This is a genomic window from Anabaena sp. CCY 9910, from assembly GCF_963920875.1.
In the GTDB taxonomy this organism is placed as follows: Bacteria; Cyanobacteriota; Cyanobacteriia; order Cyanobacteriales; family Nostocaceae; genus Trichormus; species Trichormus variabilis.
The window spans coordinates 138,425-159,571 of sequence record NZ_CAWUDJ010000002.1 but is presented as its reverse complement, the minus strand read 5'-3'; the positions used below and the strand labels follow the sequence as shown (position 1 = coordinate 159,571).

19 protein-coding genes and 1 tRNA gene are annotated in these 21,147 nt (G+C 40.3%); 7 read left to right on the top strand and 13 right to left on the bottom strand.

What is annotated here, in order from left to right; genetic code table 11:
- Nucleotides 1-61 precede the first annotated feature (61 nt).
- From ACM5QX_RS03160 to ACM5QX_RS03150, 3 genes are all read right to left on the bottom strand, one after another.
- Nucleotides 62-565, bottom strand: a complete 504-nt coding sequence (locus tag ACM5QX_RS03160) for a YdcF family protein (RefSeq protein ID WP_011319488.1) — start codon at nucleotides 563-565, stop codon at nucleotides 62-64.
- Nucleotides 566-847: 282 nt separating this feature from the next.
- Nucleotides 848-921, bottom strand: a tRNA-Arg gene (locus ACM5QX_RS03155).
- Between the two features lie 33 nt (nucleotides 922-954).
- Complete coding sequence (locus tag ACM5QX_RS03150; protein WP_414752347.1) at nucleotides 955-2,031, bottom strand: tocopherol cyclase family protein; 1,077 nt, start codon at nucleotides 2,029-2,031, stop codon at nucleotides 955-957.
- 152 nt (nucleotides 2,032-2,183) lie between these two features.
- On the opposite strand from ACM5QX_RS03150, the gene ACM5QX_RS03145 reads away from it, so the two are divergent.
- Both ACM5QX_RS03145 and ACM5QX_RS03140 read left to right on the top strand, forming a co-directional pair.
- The gene (locus ACM5QX_RS03145) at nucleotides 2,184-2,786 is read left to right on the top strand and encodes a J domain-containing protein (RefSeq protein WP_414752346.1); all 603 of its coding nucleotides are present in this window, start codon (nucleotides 2,184-2,186) and stop codon (nucleotides 2,784-2,786) included.
- 358 nt (nucleotides 2,787-3,144) lie between these two features.
- Nucleotides 3,145-3,801: a hypothetical protein gene (locus ACM5QX_RS03140; RefSeq protein WP_414752345.1), complete on the top strand. Its 657-nt coding sequence runs from the start codon at nucleotides 3,145-3,147 to the stop codon at nucleotides 3,799-3,801.
- Nucleotides 3,802-4,577: 776 nt separating this feature from the next.
- Here ACM5QX_RS03140 and ACM5QX_RS03135 read toward each other — a convergent pair.
- On the bottom strand, nucleotides 4,578-5,405 hold the full coding sequence (locus ACM5QX_RS03135) for a metallophosphoesterase (RefSeq protein WP_414752344.1): 828 nt from the start codon (nucleotides 5,403-5,405) through the stop codon (nucleotides 4,578-4,580).
- Nucleotides 5,406-5,645: 240 nt separating this feature from the next.
- Nucleotides 5,646-6,476 (bottom strand): metallophosphoesterase, encoded by an 831-nt coding sequence (locus ACM5QX_RS03130; RefSeq protein ID WP_414752343.1) that lies wholly within the window; start codon nucleotides 6,474-6,476, stop codon nucleotides 5,646-5,648.
- A gap of 399 nt (nucleotides 6,477-6,875) precedes the next feature.
- On the opposite strand from ACM5QX_RS03130, the gene ACM5QX_RS03125 reads away from it, so the two are divergent.
- Nucleotides 6,876-8,765: a cation:proton antiporter gene (locus tag ACM5QX_RS03125; protein WP_414752342.1), complete on the top strand. Its 1,890-nt coding sequence runs from the start codon at nucleotides 6,876-6,878 to the stop codon at nucleotides 8,763-8,765.
- Between the two features lie 3 nt (nucleotides 8,766-8,768).
- Here ACM5QX_RS03125 and ACM5QX_RS03120 read toward each other — a convergent pair whose 3' ends face one another.
- Nucleotides 8,769-9,407, bottom strand: coding sequence for a cytochrome b N-terminal domain-containing protein (locus ACM5QX_RS03120; RefSeq protein WP_414752341.1), 639 nt, complete (start codon nucleotides 9,405-9,407; stop codon nucleotides 8,769-8,771).
- A gap of 257 nt (nucleotides 9,408-9,664) precedes the next feature.
- On the opposite strand from ACM5QX_RS03120, the gene ACM5QX_RS03115 reads away from it, so the two are divergent.
- On the top strand, nucleotides 9,665-10,492 hold the full coding sequence (locus ACM5QX_RS03115; RefSeq protein WP_414752340.1) for an IS982 family transposase: 828 nt from the start codon (nucleotides 9,665-9,667) through the stop codon (nucleotides 10,490-10,492).
- 160 nt (nucleotides 10,493-10,652) lie between these two features.
- Here the strand turns inward: ACM5QX_RS03115 and ACM5QX_RS03110 are convergent, their stop codons facing one another.
- Entirely contained in the window at nucleotides 10,653-11,348 is a 696-nt protein-coding gene (locus ACM5QX_RS03110) for an esterase/lipase family protein (protein ID WP_414752339.1), read from the bottom strand.
- A 466-nt stretch (nucleotides 11,349-11,814) separates the two neighbouring features.
- Here ACM5QX_RS03110 and ACM5QX_RS03105 point away from each other — a divergent pair, with 466 nt between their 5' ends.
- The gene (locus ACM5QX_RS03105; RefSeq protein ID WP_414752338.1) at nucleotides 11,815-13,290 is read left to right on the top strand and encodes a hypothetical protein; all 1,476 of its coding nucleotides are present in this window, start codon (nucleotides 11,815-11,817) and stop codon (nucleotides 13,288-13,290) included.
- Nucleotides 13,291-13,447: 157 nt separating this feature from the next.
- On the opposite strand, the gene petJ is transcribed toward ACM5QX_RS03105, so the two are convergent.
- From petJ to ACM5QX_RS03075, 6 genes are all read right to left on the bottom strand, one after another.
- Complete coding sequence (gene petJ, locus ACM5QX_RS03100; RefSeq protein ID WP_011319498.1) at nucleotides 13,448-13,813, bottom strand: cytochrome c6 PetJ; 366 nt, start codon at nucleotides 13,811-13,813, stop codon at nucleotides 13,448-13,450.
- A gap of 308 nt (nucleotides 13,814-14,121) precedes the next feature.
- A complete protein-coding gene (gene petE / locus ACM5QX_RS03095) occupies nucleotides 14,122-14,541 on the bottom strand; it encodes a plastocyanin (protein ID WP_414752337.1) in 420 nt (139 codons plus the stop codon).
- 494 nt (nucleotides 14,542-15,035) lie between these two features.
- Nucleotides 15,036-15,527: a photosystem II cytochrome c-550 gene (gene psbV, locus ACM5QX_RS03090; protein WP_011319500.1), complete on the bottom strand. Its 492-nt coding sequence runs from the start codon at nucleotides 15,525-15,527 to the stop codon at nucleotides 15,036-15,038.
- A gap of 344 nt (nucleotides 15,528-15,871) precedes the next feature.
- On the bottom strand, nucleotides 15,872-16,702 hold the full coding sequence (locus tag ACM5QX_RS03085) for a carbohydrate ABC transporter permease (protein WP_414752336.1): 831 nt from the start codon (nucleotides 16,700-16,702) through the stop codon (nucleotides 15,872-15,874).
- Nucleotides 16,703-16,788: 86 nt separating this feature from the next.
- Complete coding sequence (locus ACM5QX_RS03080) at nucleotides 16,789-17,778, bottom strand: threo-3-hydroxy-L-aspartate ammonia-lyase (RefSeq protein ID WP_414752335.1); 990 nt, start codon at nucleotides 17,776-17,778, stop codon at nucleotides 16,789-16,791.
- Nucleotides 17,779-17,882: 104 nt separating this feature from the next.
- Nucleotides 17,883-19,085: an AAA family ATPase gene (locus ACM5QX_RS03075; protein WP_414752334.1), complete on the bottom strand. Its 1,203-nt coding sequence runs from the start codon at nucleotides 19,083-19,085 to the stop codon at nucleotides 17,883-17,885.
- Nucleotides 19,086-19,870: 785 nt separating this feature from the next.
- Here ACM5QX_RS03075 and ACM5QX_RS03070 point away from each other — a divergent pair.
- On the top strand, nucleotides 19,871-20,326 hold the full coding sequence (locus tag ACM5QX_RS03070; protein ID WP_414752333.1) for a response regulator: 456 nt from the start codon (nucleotides 19,871-19,873) through the stop codon (nucleotides 20,324-20,326).
- 101 nt (nucleotides 20,327-20,427) lie between these two features.
- On the top strand, nucleotides 20,428-21,147 hold the full coding sequence (locus tag ACM5QX_RS03065) for a TVP38/TMEM64 family protein (RefSeq protein ID WP_414752435.1): 720 nt from the start codon (nucleotides 20,428-20,430) through the stop codon (nucleotides 21,145-21,147).

The following is a 21,147-nucleotide window of genomic DNA, read 5'->3' as shown; positions in this document are numbered from 1 at the left end:
GTAACTCCCACTGCTAAGGCCATAAAACAAGGTAGGTGGGAGAAAAGGAAACTATTGATTATTAACGCTTATGTTTCTCATCCGCGCCTGTATAACCAGTAGCCACCCATAATAAAGCTCTGGCCCCATCACGCAAAGATTTTTCAATTGGTTCAGGAGAGTTTTCTGAAGGAACTGAGATTGGTTTAAAGGTAATTCCGCGACTACCTAAAACTATTTCGCCAATGATACAGGCGCGGCGCATATGGAAATCAGACGTAATTAAATAAACGCTTTTAATACCACGAGATTGTAACTCGTCAATTAATGTAGTAAAATTTGTTACAGTGTCTACCGCTTCATAGTCTAGATGTAATCGCTTGGTATCAATACCAGCTTTCTTAAATACCCGTTTAGTGTAGACAGGTGGACTACCTCCAGAAATCCAAATTGGGAGATTTGGGTGCTGACGAGCAAAACTAGCAGTAAACTTTTCTCTTTCTAGATTTCTAGTCGAACCACCTAAAACTATTACGGCTTGGGGTTGTGTGTAGGCGTTTTTAGCTTCTTGGTATCCAAACCACATTAATAGCGGTAAAAATAGCACCGCAAATGAAAATGATTTACCTCTAAACAATAGATTATTCTTCAAGGCTCTATAACTTTGTTTGTTGAGGGCGTTATTTTCTCTCAAAATAAGAAAAATATCTATGTAAGTTAGCAGACTTTGGCGAAATTTACCCTGGCAGGAATACCGTCAAGCTAATTCATCATTTAATGTGTATTAGCACAATGTTTCCATATAATTAGTCATTATCCTACATACAGGATTTCTGACTAATTATTTGATTTAACTATTTTGTGGTGACGGGACTGGTGCGACTTGAACGCACGACCTAGCGCTTAGGAGGCGCTCGCTCTATCCAACTGAGCTACAGCCCCAACTATGAAGCATATACAATGATAGCAGTAGTTTTAACTAGACTGCCAAGAATTGCTCCAAGAATCACCACCTATTTCTAAACCACAAAGATAACTGTGTGCTTTCAGGATGACCAGAGGATTTTTCCCTCGGATTTGTCGTAACTCTACATTCAGTTTTCCTTGCATAGTGTCTCGACAGCAGTATTGCAAACCCTGGACTGTCGGCGCACGTAGGTCTGTACCAGGTAGATGGGTAGTTCCTGTTAATTCAACCTCATAATCTGAGTTTTTCGCTTTCATTTGCCATCTACCCCAAGGCTGAATATTCCACTCTACTTTCGAGTTCCAAGGAACGAATTCGTAAAATTTGCCTTGATAATGTAACCCAATCATAGCTACAGATTCCATCCACCACAGTACACCACGTCTACCACCACCAGCCGTTAAAGCTAAGTCAGGTTCGCCATCAAAGCTGTTGCAGTTAAGCCAAAACCATTTTTCCGGAAAAGCGCCACCCCAATTTTTTTCCCCGTAGGCTGGCGCATTCTGGAATTGGTAGATTTTGCCATTCCAATCAATCCAGCCGGTAGCCAAGCCATGAGCCATCAAAATTTGCCATCCGGGTTCAAAAATCTGTAAAAAGGACAGCCATCCAGCAGTCGATTGCTGGATACTATTTTGATTTCCCCAGCCGTATATCGGTTGAATTTCGTAACGCCAACGGCAATAGTTACCTGTAGCAGGGTCAGTGATTACGCCTTGATTGAGGGTGGCTGTAGCTTGGTATCCTTGCTGTACATGGCGTTCAAACTCTGCTGGTAACAAATAAATAGGTTTGGTGTTGAGGTTTGTTTCGCCCCAATGACCCAAAGCCAGAACATCTGAGCTAGCCCAAAATTGGTTGACATTGGGAAAAGTCCGACAAATATATTCATCATCAGCACCAAGGACTTGAGCTGCACCACCACTGTAGGCTTTACCGCCAATGGGGTCTTCGATGGAATACATGAAAGCAAAGGTTTGACCGCAGTCTGGTAAAGTCACGCGGTAATACCAACCTTCAAAGAAACGGCGACTACTACCGTCCCAATGGTATCCGCTATGGGGAGTTTGCAGAGTTTTGAACATTGTAGGCGATCGCACTTACGTTTCGATTAGCGAATTTTTGAAAAAGTCGGGAGTGTGGTGATTCACAAACGATTTTAGAGATTCTATCTCATAAAACCTCTTGAGAGTTTAGTTAAGATAGATTTACGTAGTTATATTTTTTAGTATGCGCGATGTCTAACGACAAGCCGCGAGATGGTTTACAACTTGATATCAGTCATGCTTATGAAATTCTCGGTTTAAAACCTGGTGCATCACAAGTAGAAGTAAAGCAAGCCTATAGAAAGCTAGCTAAAATTTGGCATCCCGATCGCTTTGTTGATGACGAGCAAAAACAGCAAGCCGAGACAAAAATTAAACAAATCAACGCCGCTTACAACAGAGTTAAATCTGTAACACCAACTGTTGAGCAGCCAGCTTCAGCTACGCCTCCACCAAAAAAGCCTGTGAAAGCATCGGTTAATCGTTGGGGTGCAGAGACTTTTTACAACTGGGGTGTGGAAAGTGTGGACAAAAAAGAATATGAAGAAGCGATCGCCTATTTTACCCAAGCAATTCGCCTCAACCCCAGCTACATTGCAGCCTACAAATACCGAGGATTCATTTGCTCTCAATTGGGTTATGAATATAGAGCGAGTTCCGATTTAAATAAAGCCGCACAGTTGGAAGGGAAAATTCCCAAAGCTGCTTATGTATCATCACCAAGATATAAGACCAAGCCTAAATCTCTGCTCGCAAGATTATGCCAGAAAATCAAAAGACTACTAAAGCTTTAATCGGTATTAAGTAATAATTCAATATTCATAAAACAACAGTGGGGTATTTTTATCGCACCTTCAACATAAGTAATCAATATCACACAACCATAAAAACATTAGCTAACGCGGAAAAACTACTGAATATTTATGTCAATAAGTAGAAAAATCCAGCGAAATTCGGCTTATATTCATTCTTTCGATGTATTGAGCTTTCACCTCAAGGTAGATCCGTTAGTAAAAGCTGAGAAGTTATTCTGAGGATACTTAAAACAGAGTTACAAATTAAACAGTAAATATATCAAGGGTTAGTAAGTTATTTGATATTTACTAAAACTTGATATTGCCAATATGAAAATAAGGAGTGGAACGAGAAACTATGACTAATCCTAATGAGCGCGAAACTTATAACCAAAGCGTTAACCGAGATGTTTACACTGATAGCAATGGTAATACTCATACTAACGTAACAAGAACAACGGAAACACCAAATAATTCTTATCGTAATGGTTATGTCAATGGACGTAATATTGAACGTAACTATCAAGTCGAACGTGATAATGAAAATGCCGCTAATGGGCTGATTCTTGGTATTTTATTAACCTCTTTAGTGGGTTTGATTGCTGGCGCATTTTGGTACTTTAATCAAAACGACGCAGCCGTTGAAACTAGCACACCAGTAGAAAGTCCTGTACCTGTTAACGCTAGTCCTACCCTATCTCCTCAACCACAACAAACAACAATTATTGAAAGAACTAGAGAAGTTCCTGTAGTCATTCCCCAACAACAAGTCCCACCCTCAACAACAAATTCTCAGCCACAGGTTAATGTAACTATTCCACCCCAACCGTCTGCAAGAGAGACAGCACCTGCTATTACTCCTCAGCCAACTCAAACTAGCGCGCCTACTACAAATAGACAACCCAATTCCTCTCCAACGACTACACCCGAAGCTAGAGACCAATCACAAAGTGGCGTGAATAGCAGTTCTTCTAGTGCTGATGATGCTAATCAAAACAGCAATCCTGGTCAATAACAACTCAATTATCGGTATTTGGTGAACCCAGTAACGTTGGCTGTATTCCTTTCCTAAATAATCCTAAGGGACTTCCAGATAAAAAAATATCCAAAATGTGGTGTGTGTCAGCGCGATAGAACCTAACTATACTCAGAAATTCTTCATACTGACGCACCCTACCAAACTATCAATTTCGGATAATTTATTTTTTGGTGTTCCCTAAGACTGGGGAAAGTACTCAGCTAAGGCAGAAATTTTAAGAAAGATTTCTAAAATTATTACAGTAAATCAATGGTATTGAAGTTTAGTAAACAACTACACCACTAGAAAAAAATGGTGCTACATTAAGAGCAAGGTACAAAAAGGTTAAAAGTTCATTAAAAAATCTTAGACTTAGGGTCTGTACCTCCTCGCTCTAATGTTTTAAGTATTCGCAATTCTAAACTCGTTGGTTGCATCCTCATTGAAAGTGTTTTCTCCTTGAGTGTATTGCTTTTTATGGAGGTGTTGAACTTACAGCCAGAAATGCCTGCCTATTGGAATCAAGGATGCACGGTTTTAGAGATGTTTGATTGCGGATAATGTCCACCTTAGTTGAGTTGTTTGATTCTGTTTTTTCCTATCTTCTCTGAACAATCGTATATTTACCAAACCGCCATTTGCTAATGAGATTTTCTATCTTAGCTGATGGCGGTTAATCTTATTAGTAATAAAAATTTGAGTTGATAGAGGAAAGCAAGAGGTAAAAGCTGAAAAAGTTGATTGCAAAACTCTTTTGATCAGTCTGTTCTGGGCTAAGTTAAGGTAATTACAGTCACTTCTGGCGGACAAAATAAGCGCCCAGGACGATAAGTTCCTAGTCCACGATTAACATATAGTTGGTTGTTTGTTACTTGATGAAATCCCTGCGCCCATTCCCAATAGCGTACAACTTTTGAGCAGTCTCCTAGTAAAAATGGTACCCAACGCCGCAGTTTTCTGGGGGCTTTTTTGAGAAGCTTTTTATAATGATAAACAACAGGGCCAATACCAGGAAGAACTATATGTCCACCATGAGTATGACCAGATAGTTGTAAATCAACTCGCCATTGTTCCAATATTTTCGCAGTATCTGGGTTATGAGATAAAACAATCCGGGGTGTAGTTGGATCGAGTTTGTTCATAACCGATGCAGGATGAAATTCTTTTGACCAATAGTCAGCCAGTCCAACTATTGGTAATTCATGTCCCAAAGGATAAGCAATTTCATTCCACAGAACATTAACACCAATACTTGTTAAAGCTTTTGTTATTAAGGTTTGAGAGTGACTGTAGTGAATATCATGGTTGCCTAGTACAGCAAAAACACCATAACGACTTTGTAAGTATTTAAGTCTTAATGCGAGTTGGTTAATTGGTGTAGGATCATCGGTCACATAGTCACCAGTTAATAGTATTAAGTCTGGTTCAGCTTCGTTAGTAACTGCGATCGCCTCCTCTAACATTTCTTCTGATAGCCGCAAACCATCATAATGAAAATCTGACAACTGTACTAACTTCATACCTTGTAAACTTGGTGAAAGATTAGCAATCTTAACCGTTATTTTATCTACGCTTAAACGTCCTGTAAAAAACCAGTGCATAATTTGCTAGAACTCCTCATACCAGCGCCTACAGCTTATCAAAAATAAAACTAATAACTTAAAACTTAAAGAAGCTTACAATAACTCTCATTTAATATCAAAAACTAGTATCCCAGGGCATGATATTTAATTTACAGTTAGATTTTTGCGGCAATTTTCGTCTTTTCCCAGAGGTGGCTGACTTACGCCACGATGAAATGACACCCGATATCTGAGACAATCAGGTGTTTATCATCTAAATTACTCAGCTTCTAGTGTAATTACGGTTAATTCTGGAGGACAAAATAAGCGTCCTGGTAGATATGTTCCTAAACCACGATTTACATATAGCTGGTTTTTGCCAACGCGATGTAAGCCTTGTAACCATTCTGGATGACGTACTATAAAATAATCTTTGAAAAGTAATGGAAAAAGTCGCCGTATTTTTATTGGTACTCTGCGGACGATTTTCTTGTGATAAGGTAACACAGCCCCCAGGCCAGGAATAACAATTTGCCCTCCGTGAGTATGGCCGGATAATTGTAAATCTACTCGCCAAGGTTGTAGCATAGCTGCGGTGTCTGGGTTATGGCATAAAACAATGCGCGGTGTGGTGGGTTCTAATTGTTTCAAAAGCAAGTCCGGATTAAATTCCCGATAGTAATAATCAACAATTCCCACTATGGGTAATTCTGTTCCCAAGGGATAGGTGATTTCATTCCACAGAACTTGAATACCAGCTTTCGTCAATGCTTGGGTAATTTCTGTTTGGGAATTTTTTTGATAAAGGTCGTGGTTACCCAGAATGGCGTAGATACCTGCATGACTTTGGAGTTGTTGCAGCCTCTTGGCTAGCTGATGAATAGGTTGTGGGGTAGTAGTGACGTAATCACCGGTGAGTAACACTAAATCGGGTTGTACTTGGTTGCTAACTGCGATCGCTTCTTCTAACATTGCTTCCGACAGACGTAACCCATCGTAATGAAAATCTGATAGATGCGCCAACTTCTTACCTTGTAGCGATGCAGACAAGCCTGCAATATTCACCGTCAATTGTTCTACACTCAACGGGCCAGATAAAAAACGGTGCATAGGATTGGGAATGGGGAATTGGTACTGGAGACTTGGGAACTGGGTAATTTTAGATTTCCGACTTGGGATGAAAAAATCTAAAATTTAAAATCGCAAATCCAAAATTCGCTGGGGATTGGAAGTGATGATTTGTTAATCAGCACTTACTTTTGAGTACATACTGAACATTCTCAGTTATATTTTCAGTAGCATTGAATTGTTATGATTTCTTCTCCTGTGTCTAATAATAATCTTCCAGTTTTATAGCTAATCAGCTACAAATGGAGTAGTGTTAGCAACTACCTATGAAAAAATCTCTAAAGTCATCGAGGTATAAACTGTCTGATGTTGTAACCTGTAAAGATGATATTTACTTTTCTTTACAAAGGATTTTGAAAGAAATCGCTCAAAATCTAAAACATGGAAGCATCATTTGAAGTCACCCTACAAATGGCGATCGCTGTTTTTGCAGGCATCGGCGCTCAAGTCCTAGCGGCTTATTTGCGTGTACCCAGCATCGTCATATTGCTGTTGTTGGGCATTTTTCTAGGTACTGATGGGGTTGGGTTATTACATCCCCAATTACTTGGTACAGGGCTGGAAGTGATTGTTGCCCTAGCAACGGCAATCATTCTGTTTGAAGGTGGATTAAATTTAGATTTACGCGAATTAGGTAGAGTTTCTCTCAGCCTGCAACGGCTTGTCACCTTAGGGACGCTAATCACCCTTATTGGGGGTAGTATGGCAGCTCACTGGTTAGGTGAATTTCCTTGGAATATAGCTTTTCTCTACGCGTCTATTATTGTGGTCACAGGGCCGACGGTCATCAGTCCTCTGCTCAAACAAATCAATGTAGACAGGCAAGTGGCGACGTTATTAGAAGGTGAGGGAGTTCTCATCGACCCAGTAGGCGCTATTTTAGCTTTTGTGGTGCTAGACACTATCGTTAACGGTGATGCAGACCCAGTAAAAGCCATTATCGGGTTACTCATGCGGTTGGGTATTGGTGCAGCCATCGGTGCGGCTGGTGGTTATTTCATGAGTTTGATTTTCAAACGCGCCAATTTTCTTTCATCTGAGTTAAAAAATCTAGTGGTTTTGGCGGTGCTATGGAGTTTATTTACTCTAGCGCAGATGATTCGCAGTGAATCGGGTGTAATGACAACTGTCATTGCTGGGGCAGTATTCGCTAACTCTTCAGTACCAGAGGAACGTTCCTTACGCAGTTTCAAAGGTCAACTGACGATTTTGAGCGTTTCTGTCCTCTTCATTCTGTTAGCAGCTGATTTATCCATTGCCAGCGTGTTTGCTTTGGGTTGGGGCAGCTTGTTTACTGTATTGGTCTTGATGTTCGTTGTTCGCCCTGTCAATATCTTGTTCTGCACTTGGAACAGTAACTTAAACTGGCGACAGAAACTATTTTTAAGTTGGGTTGCACCTAGAGGAATTGTCTCTGCCTCTGTTGCGTCCTTATTTGCGATTTTGCTCACTCAGCGCGGGGTTAATGGTGGTGATTCCATCAAAGCTTTAGTTTTCCTCACCATTATCATGACGGTGGTTTGTCAAGGATTAACAGCTGGTTGGGTGGCGACTTGTTTGGGCATCACTTCCCAAGAAGCTACAGGTGCAGTGATTGTTGGTTGTAATCCTTTGAGTTTGTTAATTGCCAGATTCTTCCAAGAACGGGGTGAAAATGTCGTTTTGATTGATACTGACCCAGATTGTATTGCTCAAGCAGAAACGCAAAATCTGCGGGTGATTGCTAGCAGTGCGCTGGATGGCGAGGTATTAGAAGAAGCTGGACTGGCATCGATGGGAACTTTTTTGGCGATGACTAGTAATGGTGAGGTAAACTTTGTTTTAGCCGAAAGGGCAGCCGAGGAATTTAATCCGCCCCGCGTTTTGGCTGTTTTCCCCCGCGATCCTCAGGCGAACGGTTCGGCTAATAATAAAGTCCAACAAGCTTTTGTTTCCGATTTGCCGATTAAGACTTGGAACGAATATCTCAATGATGGACGGGTGAAGTTAGGCACAACTACCCTGAGCGAATCGGAGTTTACTAGTCAACAAGAACATATTCAAGAAAAAATTCGGAATGGGGTGTTAGTACCGTTGTTAGTAGAAAGGGAAGAACGCTTACAAATTATCCCAGCAAACCAAGAATGGGAAGTAGGCGATCGCATTATCTACCTATTACATGACCCCAGACCGAACCTATTAAAACGTTTATCCGGTGCTAGTCAATCCACACCTCTAGTCTTAGAAACTTTACCAGAGGTGGAAGAAGTACCTTTAGCAAAGGCGCTTTAACTTTCAGCTAGTTACGCTTGCTTGTTTCAGTTGCATAACTTCCTCCCTCGTTTCTGCGTACATTTGCCGTTCTTGCCACAATAAAGCTGACAAATGTACCACAGCGAAAATTATCGCTGCAACGGAAATAAAATAATTGTGGAGCGTGTACAGGTGCAGGACTGTCAAGCTGCTAATAGCTCCGCCACCTGTGAGGATATCTCTCAACAGTGTACCAACGGCGGGAATCGCTTCGATATTGCCCAACTCGATATTAAAACGCCAATATCCTTCTTGAGTCCAATCTAAAATCATCGCCGTCCAATCCAGACCGATCGCACTCAGGGTAAAGAAAATACCACTCACCCAGGCAATCAGCCAACTCTGGCGGAATTGTCGTCCCAAAAACATGATGACTATTTGGACTAAGGCGATCGCAATCATGGCATTACCAGCAATATCATGAGACCGATGGAACAACCAGCCATAAGCCACTTGCGTATCAATCATTCTCAACGATCTATAGGCTCCGCCTGCTGTCGGCTCGTAATTAAAAGACAATAAAATTCCTGTAGATACATAAATCAGGCACAGGGAAAGAATCACGACCGATAATATCGTTGCTATTCGCCGCAAAATCCTATCAAACTGGGTGTTTTGCATAGTTCACCCCTCCTGGTTATTTGCATAGTATGTATTTTCTTAAATTTTAGCTTAAGAAATATTAATATATTTGTATTTCTCATAAAAATAATTTACTTTTCTAAACAAAAACCCTACACCCTTACACCCCTACACCCATTTACAGCAAGAGTTTCACGTTTTCTTATTAACCCAAGTTGCTAGTTACATACCAAGGAAGATGACATAGGGGTATAAAAACAAGAAAATCCCTCCAGACAGAAAATTAGGAGGGAAATATGTTAAATGAAATAGTTACTATCTATTCTGTCATAGATGACCTATTGAAAGCGATTGGACATGATGAGGATATTCGTCGTGAAATGAGTGATGCAGAAATTATCACCACGGCAATGATAGCGGCAATGTTTTTTGGTGGGAATCATAGCAAGGCTTGCAGCTATATGAAAGACCATAATTTGATACCAGGAATGTTAGAAAAATCACGATTTAATCGGCGATTACACAAGGTATCGATGTTGATGAACGATTTATTTCATCAAGTGGGAACAGCACTCAAAGAAATTAGTGAACATACGGAATATCTTTTAGACTCATTCCCGGTACCAATATGCGATAACATTCGCATCTTTAATGCTAAGTTAATTCACTCGGAAGAATATCGGGGTTATATCGCATCCAAGAAACGTTATTTTTATGGTGTGAGAGTACAATTATTAACTACTAAAACAGGTATTCCTGTTGAGTTTGTGTTCATGCCAGCTAGCGCCACAGATATACGGGGATTGAGTGCTTTACCCCTGAATTTACCAGGTGGAAGTCAAGTTTATGCTGATTCTGCCTATCTTGATTACACTGTGGAAGATGACTTGATTGAAACTAGTCAAGTTTCAATGCAAGTTATGCGAAAAAGTAACTCTAAACGCCAAGATGCACCCTGGAATCATTACATTAAACAGTCGATTCGTCATTATATTGAAACCGTATTTAGCGGGATTACAAGTGGTTTTCAAAAATCGATTCATGCGGTAACGTATGAAGGATTTTTACTGAAGTTGCAAGCTTTTATTTTTGCTTACACTCTGCAACAAGCTTTTATTGACTAAGTTGCAAATCTTACTTTCTATTCAACTACACTGAACATTCCTCATGGCATTTTTATGGTGGTTGGAGTTCGTACAACCCTTATTTACCCTGCTTACACTTTCTTTCCATCTCCTCTTTTGCCTTCTATTACCCGCAACTTGGGTTATTAACAATTCATTATTAGCCCAAATACTGCGTCCAAGCCTTCAACGGTTCTGGAGAGCCATACCAGATCCCTGGATTTCTGGGAGAATGTCTAACACCTTCAATCACCAAATTTTCAGCCCCTATCAGGTGAGCAGCTGCAATCGGTGTAATTCCATCACCCCAAGTGTTACCAGTACCGCAAGTTAACTGATAACTGCTATAAGCTAACCAGCCACCTCGCCTTCTCTCGCCCAAAACAGTCTTTCCCGCCACGCAAACGTAACAGACATTTTGGTAAAAAGCTCCAGGGTAATTGTTGTTAACAAAATCTAGATTCCACCTCGTCCAGCGTTCTTGGCTGATGTGGGGTGTACCAAGGGTGACGAGAGTAGCCACCAGGGGATGGGCATTCCAAAGAGAAGTTTGCACTTTACCCCTTGCAGCATAAGGCTTTTCACCCAAATAGATCCGAGAAATCCAACCGCCGGCAGAGTGACCAATTAAGTTAACTTGAGTAGCGTTATGTTCTTGTAAAGCTTGTTTGACTGTCTTGTCAAGTTGTTGTATAATCGGCGCGACTGACCTACCACCAATCAAAGGCAACCAATCCCGCCTTCTTAGAGGTACTGTAACTGTAGGAAAACCCAATTCTTGTAATGAGGTGGCTAGTTGCTGATAAGCGATCGCACTTTCTAAATATCCAGGGACAATAACAGTAGGTAATGGCATCTGAGAGCGATAATTTTGGGTTTTCAAATAGGGCAGCAACAAATTTTAGAGTAACGGAAATTATGGTCAGGAAAATAGCAAATTCGGCCACAGTTTCCAGATAACCAGAGGTGGTAATATATCGCGGCTTGCCAAAATCTTACAGGGACTAGGGGCTAGGGTATCTTCTTGCGGATATATTCATTTAGGTGGATGCGATCGCCCCAACAGCTAACTACCCTATGTGTAAGCTTTGGATAGTGCAGATCAAATATTTTCCATAGCTTCCTTGGCAAGCGCAACCAGATGACAAATCACAACTAATACCCACAGCATAGTAAAAAAGAAAAAATTAACAAAGTGGCTATTTTCGCCTGTTTAGTGCCAACATGGGCAGTTATCATTTTTAAAAGGGCGCATTTATTGCATTCAAGATAATATTTTTCTGCTAGTCAACCGCAACCGAGCCGAGTGAACGATAACAGTTATGTCTTACGTCTCCCTGTTAAAAAATATACCAGACATCTTAGGACAGCCAACTGGGATAGCTGCAATAGCCTCTCTTGGCATCCACGGCGCCATTGCGTTGATTGTGCCATTGATGCCAGTTGATTCTAATAAATCTAATGAATCATCACCAAAATCAGTTGGTGTTTTAGAACTCAGTCAAGCAGACCAAAGCCGCTTACCACAAAGTGCAGATCCAAATCAAGTTGGTCTGCAAGCACAACTCCCTTTACAATCACAATTTCCGCAACAACCACAACTAGGTAATATTACTAGCTTTAACAATCAGACAGCTGTTTTACCTCCTTTACCGCCACCGATTACCCCGCCAATTTCACTACCACCGGTTTACACAACCCCTGATAATTATCGCATTGCCTCCTTACCCAGAAGCCAACCTCTGCGGCAGTCACCCAGAAGGGATTTGCGATTTGATAACTCCGGTTTTAGCGCTATTGGAGAAAAATTCACCCCAACAACCCCTCCCAGTTTTAATGAGAGGGAAGTCATACCAGAAACATCTAGGTCTCTACCTGTAGATAGATTACCGGAATTAAATGCGGCAAAACTCCCCGATAATTTACCGCCCAATCCCCCCAGTAATACAAATCCACCAGTGGCTGATTCTGGTAGTGATGCAGCGACTGTGGCTCCAATAGAACCCCAGGTAGCTCCTATTGTCCAAGCTCCCAAAGCGGGTGATAATTTAGCTTTTGCTAACGAAAGTATTCCCCAATGGCAGCAAGGCTCTACACTCAAAACACCAGAATTACCTTGGCAGAATCCTCAACAAAGATCAGAACCGGGACTAATTGCTCAGGTAAACTCATACGAAGACCTACGTAAATCCCTCCAGCAAGCGTATCCAAATTCCCAAGAAAAAGCAGTTATTCGTAGCACAGTTGCGACAGATAAACCAGGTGTTGAAGGTACTGTTTTAGGTTTCTTGGTAGTTGATACAGAAGGCAAAGTTTTAGATATCAAGTTTCAAGACAAAACTGTTTCTCCCGACTTGCAATTAAAAGCAAGGGAATATTTTACAAAAAATGCTCCTAAGGGAGACAGACAAATTAGTCGTTATCCTTTCAGCTTGAGTATCCAAAACAACAGCAATAATACTGCGGTGAATGAAGATAAAAAACCTGGTGTGGTTATTCCCAAACCAGCTTCGACTCCGTTAGTCAATCGTACTCAACCAACAACAGCGCCAATCACCGCTCCTAAGCCTTTACCACAACTCCAACTGAGAGAAGCTAATCCTCAACCTTCAGCACAAGTACAAATCAAAAAAGACCAACCTACTCAGACACCAACTGTTCAGCCTTCACCTGAGACGACATCTGGCAAAAATCAGCTATCTTCAACGGTGGAATCTAGTCAAACACTTCTAGAAAAGCTGCGTGAGGCTAGAAAACAGCAACAGCAAAGACAAGAGCCTAATTCTTCAGACAGATAAGGCTGGGGAATGGTAAGCGGGGAGTGATGAGTAATTATTACTATCTCAACTCCCACTAACTGACATCACGCACCAGACTGTTAAAATCGCGGCTATAGGAATTAAGCCTGCTTCTCAGCCCGACTTACAGTTTTTCAGAAATGGTGCAAGATGTCAGCTAACCTTCTTTTTCCAGATTTGACCAGTCTTTTTCTGCTTTTTGAAAAATATAAGCAGCCACTTCTAGAATTTCTTCAGTACTTAATTTGTCTTTAAAAGCAGGCATGGCGTTTTTGCCATACTGTACCTGATGGATAATAGCCTGGATTGAGTTGGTCTCATAATCTTCCAGGTACTTTAATAGTGCTTCTTTTTTGAGTGTTTTTTCAGAGATAAGTATGTTACCACCGCCAATGTGGCAGGAAGCGCAGTTATTATTAAAAATTTTTGCCCCGGTTGGTAGTTCGGCTGCTAGGGCTGGACTGATAAATGTAATTTTAAATGTAGCGATCGCCAGCAATAATAGTAATAAAATTATTCTCAAAGCATTTTCCTCTCAATCAGTCTCTAGCAAGTTATGCCAGCAGTACCAAAATCACCTATGCCCTTATGGGTAATCGATTCTGGAAATTAGGGACTCTATGGTGAGTATATACTTTTAATCTCAGAGAATAACGATTCGAGGAAAATTTACCCAAAATTTACGGTGACAAGTCCATTCCTGACTGCGCTAATCCGCATTTGTAACTTTTGGCTGGATAGGACTCGCCACCACTATTAATTATGGGTTCTGGCTCTTAGCTAGTTTTGCAGGGGAGCCAAGAAAATCATCTACTTGCGTCAGCGTTATTGCTAGCTGGCGACGGTGATTTTACCGACCATACCAGCGCCACGGTGAGGTTCGCAATAGAAGCTGTAGTCACCTGCGGGTGCATCTGCTGGGAAGGTAGTGCTGGTGCTTTGGCCAGGACTCATTAACAACTGTTTGTGAGATAAAGACTTAGCTAAATCAGCACTCTTAGCCGGGTTGAGAGCAGCATCAAACACAACGTTATGGGGAGGAACTTTGTTGTTTAAGAATTCAACTGTGTCGCCTGGCTTGATTGTTAATTTTGCTGGTTCAAATACTAACAGTCCTTTATCGCTGCCTAGTTTTACTGTGTATGTTTCAGCCGCCGCAGAGGGGGTAAACACAGCAAAGCTGCTAACAACTAAAAGAACAGTTAACACAGCTAAACTTAAGCGTCGCAAGCTTGCCGCAATCAATTTCATGGCGTTCTCCTAACCTGTAGTTTTATTTTTCTTATTTCATTTTAAATAAAATCGACACCAAATATGACAATCTGTCGTACTTCGGGGAAATTTTTTTTTGAGATCGCGATAAATTTAGGGAAAAAGGCTCTGCGATCGCTAGAAATCACTATAATTACATGGCACTAAAAAATTTATGGCTGAAAATACATTGGTATATGCAGCCAGAGAAAAAATTTAATTTTTTATTTATGTGATGTTGCTATGCTTTATGAACTGCATTACGGCGATTAAGAGTTCAGTGAGGTACAAGACTAGGGTTTTTAAACACGGAGGGGCGCGGAGATTGCCCAATTTTATTATCTGTTTACTCAGTACCTCAGCAAAAAATCTGAGTACTGTGTTCTGAGTCCTGTATGGTCTGGGAATTAGGAATGCCAGTTTAAAAACTTACCACTCCCATTAATCTCAGCACCCAGTACTCAGTACTCAGTACTCAGTTAAGTTCACAGGCTTTAGTAGTAGATTTTGCCGCCGCCCCACTTGTCGCCAAGAATTTTTGGTTGTAGTAGAATATGACCTGCGATAGATTCTAGGTCTTTATCTGTTAGATTTCGCATCGCGGTGAAAATATCTGCACTCTTGATGCTGGGGTGTATTTCGGAAATTTCCTCTACCCCATCGTAGGTGGTGGGGTTCTTCATATAGTCCACCAAACCTTCAATATTGTTACGGTTGGGTGTAGCTAATGCCAGAGCTTCTGGTTCAAGTCCCACGTTCTGGTTTGTTTTGGTAACACCGCCAACGTGACATTGGGCGCAAGCGTATTGAAATAGACGTTTTCCTTCTTTTACTTGTTTAAGGCTAAGAGTTACGGTATCACCCTGAGCATTTAGTGGAACTGTCCGGGTAGCTTCGTCCAGTTCCAAAGCAGTTGCGCTACCGACAATCAACTGAAACGTCAGTAAAACAGTAGCCACAACAACGCCAATAAGTCTTCTAAACATGTTTCCCCTTAAAGTTTTTGACGCTCAACACAGCTAATAAAACAAGACTCAATCTCAATTGAGACAACACTTTGGCTACAGAGTTACTGTAGTCGGCTATCTCTGCGATGACGTATCCGCCAGCCAGAGGCATTTGGCTACGCCCCATTGTAGGTAATCGCTAGGTTTACAAAACCCATAATGTTCGTTAACTGACATATAGAGATTAAGTCGCTGTAATACCAATATCATGTTAGGAGTGCAATTTGTCGCCTAAAATTGGGGACTGGGGATCGGGGATTGAGAAGGTGGGGACTGGGGAAACACTGGAGAATAACTTTTGACTATAGACTCATAACTAATGTCTATCCTTTACCACCTGTAAAAGTGGCGCTTTGGATAAAGTAGCGATTAAAGAAAGCATAAATACTTAAAGCTGGTAATGTAAACACCATCGAAGCAGCCATAATGTAGTTCCAGTAGCTGATATATTGACCTTTAAACGTGTTCAAACCTAAGGGCAGTGTAAACATTTCAGGTTCAAATAAGATCACTACTGGGAGCAAAAAATTATTCCAACTGCCCATGAAGACAAAAATAGCCTGTGCTGCGAGTGCTGGTTTCGCTAGAGGTAAAATAATGTAACGGAAAATTCCTATGGTGTTTAAGCCGTCTAATTGTGCTGCTTCTTCTAGCTCTTGAGGGAAATTGATAAAAAACTGTCGCATCATAAAAATAAAGGTGGCATTAACCATACTAGGTACAATCATGCCCTGGTAAGAATTCAGCCAACCGATCGCCTTTAAAATCAAAAATGTAGGAATTAACGTAATTTGGGCTGGTACGGCTAGCACTGCCAAAATTAAGAAGAACCAAAAATTTTTACCGACAAAGCTGAGTCTGGCTAAGGCATAACCCGCCATTGAGTTGAACAGTAAATTAAGTAAAGTGACGCTGACAGCAATTACCACGCTGTTAAACAGCCAACGTACAAATAATGGTTCTTGTAGAAAAATTTGTCTGTAATTATCCAGGGTGAAATTTTGAGGTAAGAAATTTGGCGTACCACTAACAATTTCTGATAAGGGCTTGAAAGATGCCGAAAGCGCCCACAGAAAAGGAATTAAGGTGATAACCGCATAGGTTGTTAACAACACATATAGTAATACTTTAGCCAACGGTAAAGAACGAAACATAGGTAAATATAACAATGTAAATATTTGTAACTGGGATAAGCCAGGGGTTAGAAGGGAAAAACTAATGACAACTGACCAATTACCAATCACCCATTACCAAATTCAGTGACTAAGTTGACATAACTAGCAACTTTGGTTAAATCTACATTTCCACCACTGATAATCACACCAATTCTCTTTCCTTGTGCTTTGACTACATTTTCCAGTAAAGCAGCTGCGGCTAATACGCCTGTGGGTTCAACGACTATTTTTAGTCGTTCCCAGAGGAAAAACATGGTGCGAATAATGGCTTCCTCTGATACCGTCACCATATCATCAACGTATTGTAAAACTAGGGGAAATGTAATCTGTCCTAGGCTAGGAGTACGCGCACCATCAGCGATAGTATGGGGATTTGTGACGGTTTGTAGGGTTTTAGTGTAAAAGGAACGAGTAGCATCATCAGCGAGTGTTGGTTCTACACCAATTACGCGCAAATTAGGTAAAAGGGCTTTAGCGGCGATCGCACAACCGGAAATTAATCCCCCACCGCCACAACAAACTAACAGCAAATCCAGTTCACCAACTTCTTGCACCAGTTCTAATGCGGCTGTACCTTGTCCAGCTATCACATGGGGATGATCGTATGGAGGAATTAGGGTTAAACCGCGATCGCTTGCGAGATTTTGCGCCAATTCTTCCCGATTCGTTTCTTGGCGATTATATAAAATTACCTCTGCACCGTAACTTTTGGTAGCAGTTTGCTTAACTGCTGGTGCATCATCAGGCATAACAATTGTTGTAGGAATGTCGAGTAATTTACCTGCTAAGGCGATCGCTTGACCATGATTCCCCGAAGAAAAAGTCAACACACCTTTGTGTTTTTGTGCTGGTGATAGCTGTGCTAAGGCATTATAAGCACCCCTAAATTTAAAAGCACCTGTGCGTTGAAAATTTTCGCACTTGAAAAAGACTTGATTATCAGTGCGATCATTAACAGTTGTGGAAGTTAACACAGGTGTGCGATTGGCAATACCAGCAAGACGCTGCTGCGCTGCTTGCACATCAGTTATGGTTACAGAGTTAAGCTGTGACATCTATGGCAGTTTTTCAAGAGATTTACTATTTATTCTCAGATGGAAGAGTATAACTGCCAATCATTCCTTCAGGAGAGAAAATCAAGAATTAGGAGACCCACTTTCTAAACATATCGCTGATTAAATTCATACATCAAATCTACCCTTCCCTTACGCAACATTGCCGGATCTAACCTTTCTGTAGTGTTGCAAGTCATTAAGACAACTAAACGCTGCTTGAGATGAATCCCAGCTTCATCAATGACACTTTGGTATAAAGTCCCGTCTAATAAACTTAAAATATGCTCTGTTTTGTTGTTATATTGAGCAACTTCGGAAGCACGATTTTGAGCTAAATTATCCGCTTCATTGATGATGATGCAAATTCTTTCTAAATAAGTTGGTGGGACAAAGTTGGTAATAGCATCATGATCCAAAATAAAAATCACATACCCTAAAGGTACAAGAATTTCTTTAGCTACAGCTTGTGTCCATGCAGTTTTTCCTGTTCCTGGTTCTCCGTGGACTACAACGGCTAGCTGATTTTGATTGAGAATAGCCTGTTGTACTGCATCAGTGAAACTTTGAATATCTGTAGGAAAAGTCCTAATAGGAAATTGGCTATGAACTTTCCCGACACGGCTTTGATAACCACTCAGCATGACAGCTAAATCCTGAGTGGCTTTGTTTACTAATGGTGAGATATTTTTGGACATTAAAGTGTATTGTCGCCGCCCGCGATCGTAGGCTTCAACTTGTAGCCAAATATCATGCCTTGACCAATAAGCATAAACAGTATTAATGACATCTATACGTTCCCAATTAATAAACTTTTCTACAGGGTAATAAAAATCTCTTTCTGAGTAATATTGAGTTATGACATCAGGACGACCTAATAATTCTAAAAGTCGCAATACCGTAATTTCTTGTAGTCGGTTGAGAACATAATCAATAGGAATACTATTACGGCTAACAAATTGATGTATGGGTGTTTCTGTACTCAAAACATCTTTGTAGCGATGGTCTGGCGATTGAGGATCTGGTGTAATGTAATTCCAATATTTTTCGATTTCGTAGCGGGTATTTTCAGATACTAAGCTTAATAAATTAGCCCACCAGGTAAAATTCTTTCTACCTAAAACTTCAGCAAAATTACTAGCTACACTTAAGGATTTTTGCGTTAGTTCTCGTGTGTCACTATGTATTAATTGCCATAAAAACCCTAAATCTAAGTCTCGATTTAATGGTCGCCAACCACTAGATAGTAAGTTTTGTCTATTTTGATTATTATTACTATTATCGTTATTTCTAAAGTAATCAAATTCCATATTTACCAAGAAAATTCACATTTGTTAGACAGGTTTAAAATTGATATTTGCTCGTAATACATACATTATTAGTAATTATTTATTTCTACCATTGCTTGTTTTTCATAAAAATGGGCAATAACTAAAGATTAACAACGCCGAATATTTACACTCACATTTACTATTAATGAATGAAATTTGTTCCTCTTAATGTAAGCTTTTTGCTTGGTTATGTGGTAGATGAACTATTAAAAAATCTAAGGATAAATAACATTTTATACTATGGAATTTTCACTAATTCTCAATAATCTATTATTTTTAGCTATGGCATATTAGTTACCTTGTATTATGTACAAGTAATATTATATTACACATATTACATAAAGGCAATAGGCAAGTATATATTCCAGAATTTGCTACTGGCTACAGAACGATACCAGACAAAAGCGTTATTTTCGCTACACTTACTTGGGTATTTATCCTTCCTAAAAGGTAGCTTTAGTTGTACTGAAATCAATAACACTAAGGATGACACAGTAAAACCGAATTTTGTATAACAAGTTATCATGAAGTTACGAAGAAATATTCCTGTAGGATTGCGTATAATCAATCGATAGATGTCTGCTCAACTGATAAAACTAAAGCTCTTACACCTGTGAGTTATCGGTCTCAACGAAAATTATAAATAGGCAATAGCAAAATATAAGCCAATATCAAAATTTAGCCTAATCTATTCTTTACGCTATATTTTGTCTGTTTCCACAATATTCAACGATAAAACCCAATGGCATCTTCATGGAGAAGAAATGTATCTAACCAATTCATTCATAAGTGATAACAAGAAGCACTACTCTCAGCAGCCTTTAGTTTTGGCAGTTGAAGATCACGATGACAGTCTTTTGCTGATTAGTTATGCCCTTGAGTCAATTGGTTGTAGATTCATTTGCCAAAAAGACAGTTCTGCAACTGTATTGGTGGCAAAAGAGTATCAGCCTGATTTAATTATGTTAGATATTTTATTACCTGGTTTAAATGGGCTGGAGGTTGTACGTCATCTTAAAGAAGAACCTCTGACTCAGGAAATCCCCGTAATCGCTGTGACAGCGTTAGCTACAAAGGAAGATGAAAACAAGATTATGAAGGCAGGCTTTGATGAATATCTCTGCAAACCATACATGATTGAAGACTTAGAAGCAGTTATACACAGAATTTTGTGCGGTCAATTTTATCCACATTCAGCTTATCAACTATGTCAAGATTAGGGACAGAAGACAGGGGGTATGAGGAAGAATATCTTATCTCATGGCTCACCACTTCTTTAACTAGCTACTTAGTAGAGTAGGTGATGTCAGTGAAAAGTAATATGGTCGAAAATTGGTTTTTTAAAGCACTTACTTTAACATCATTGGTGGTAGCGATCGCCTTTTTCTTTCATACTACGCCAGTATCAGCTAATCCCGTTCCTTCTAATCCCCAGGGGTTTTTACTTGGGGCTTTGCAATGGATTGATAGTTTGGGAACAATGGGAGCGATCGCTTTCATAATACTGTACATTATTGCTACAGTCGCTTTTTTACCAGGGTCAATTCTCACTTTAGGTGCTGGCGTTGTCTTTGGTGTATTTTGGGGTTCGGTGTATGTTTTTCTGGGTGCAACTCTCGGCGCTACGGCTGCTTTTTTAGCGGGACGGTATTTAGCTAGAGGTTGGGTTGCTAAAAAAATCGCTGATAACAAAAAGTTTGCGGCTATTGACAAAGCTGTAGGTAGAGAAGGCTTAAAAATCGTCTTGTTAACCCGATTATCTCCTATATTTCCTTTCAATCTGTTGAATTATGCTTTTGGGATTACCGGAGTTGCCTTAAAAGACTATTTCATCGGTTCTGTAGGAATGATTCCCGGAACCATCATGTATGTTTATATTGGTTCTTTAGCAGGGAACCTGGCTATGATTGGTACAGAGTCCCAGTCCAGCAACCCCACAGCACAATGGGCGATACGGATTGTGGGTTTTATCGCTACGGTGGCTGTGACAGTATATATTACTCGCGTTGCCCAGAAAGCTTTAGAAAATGAAGTTTTGTAA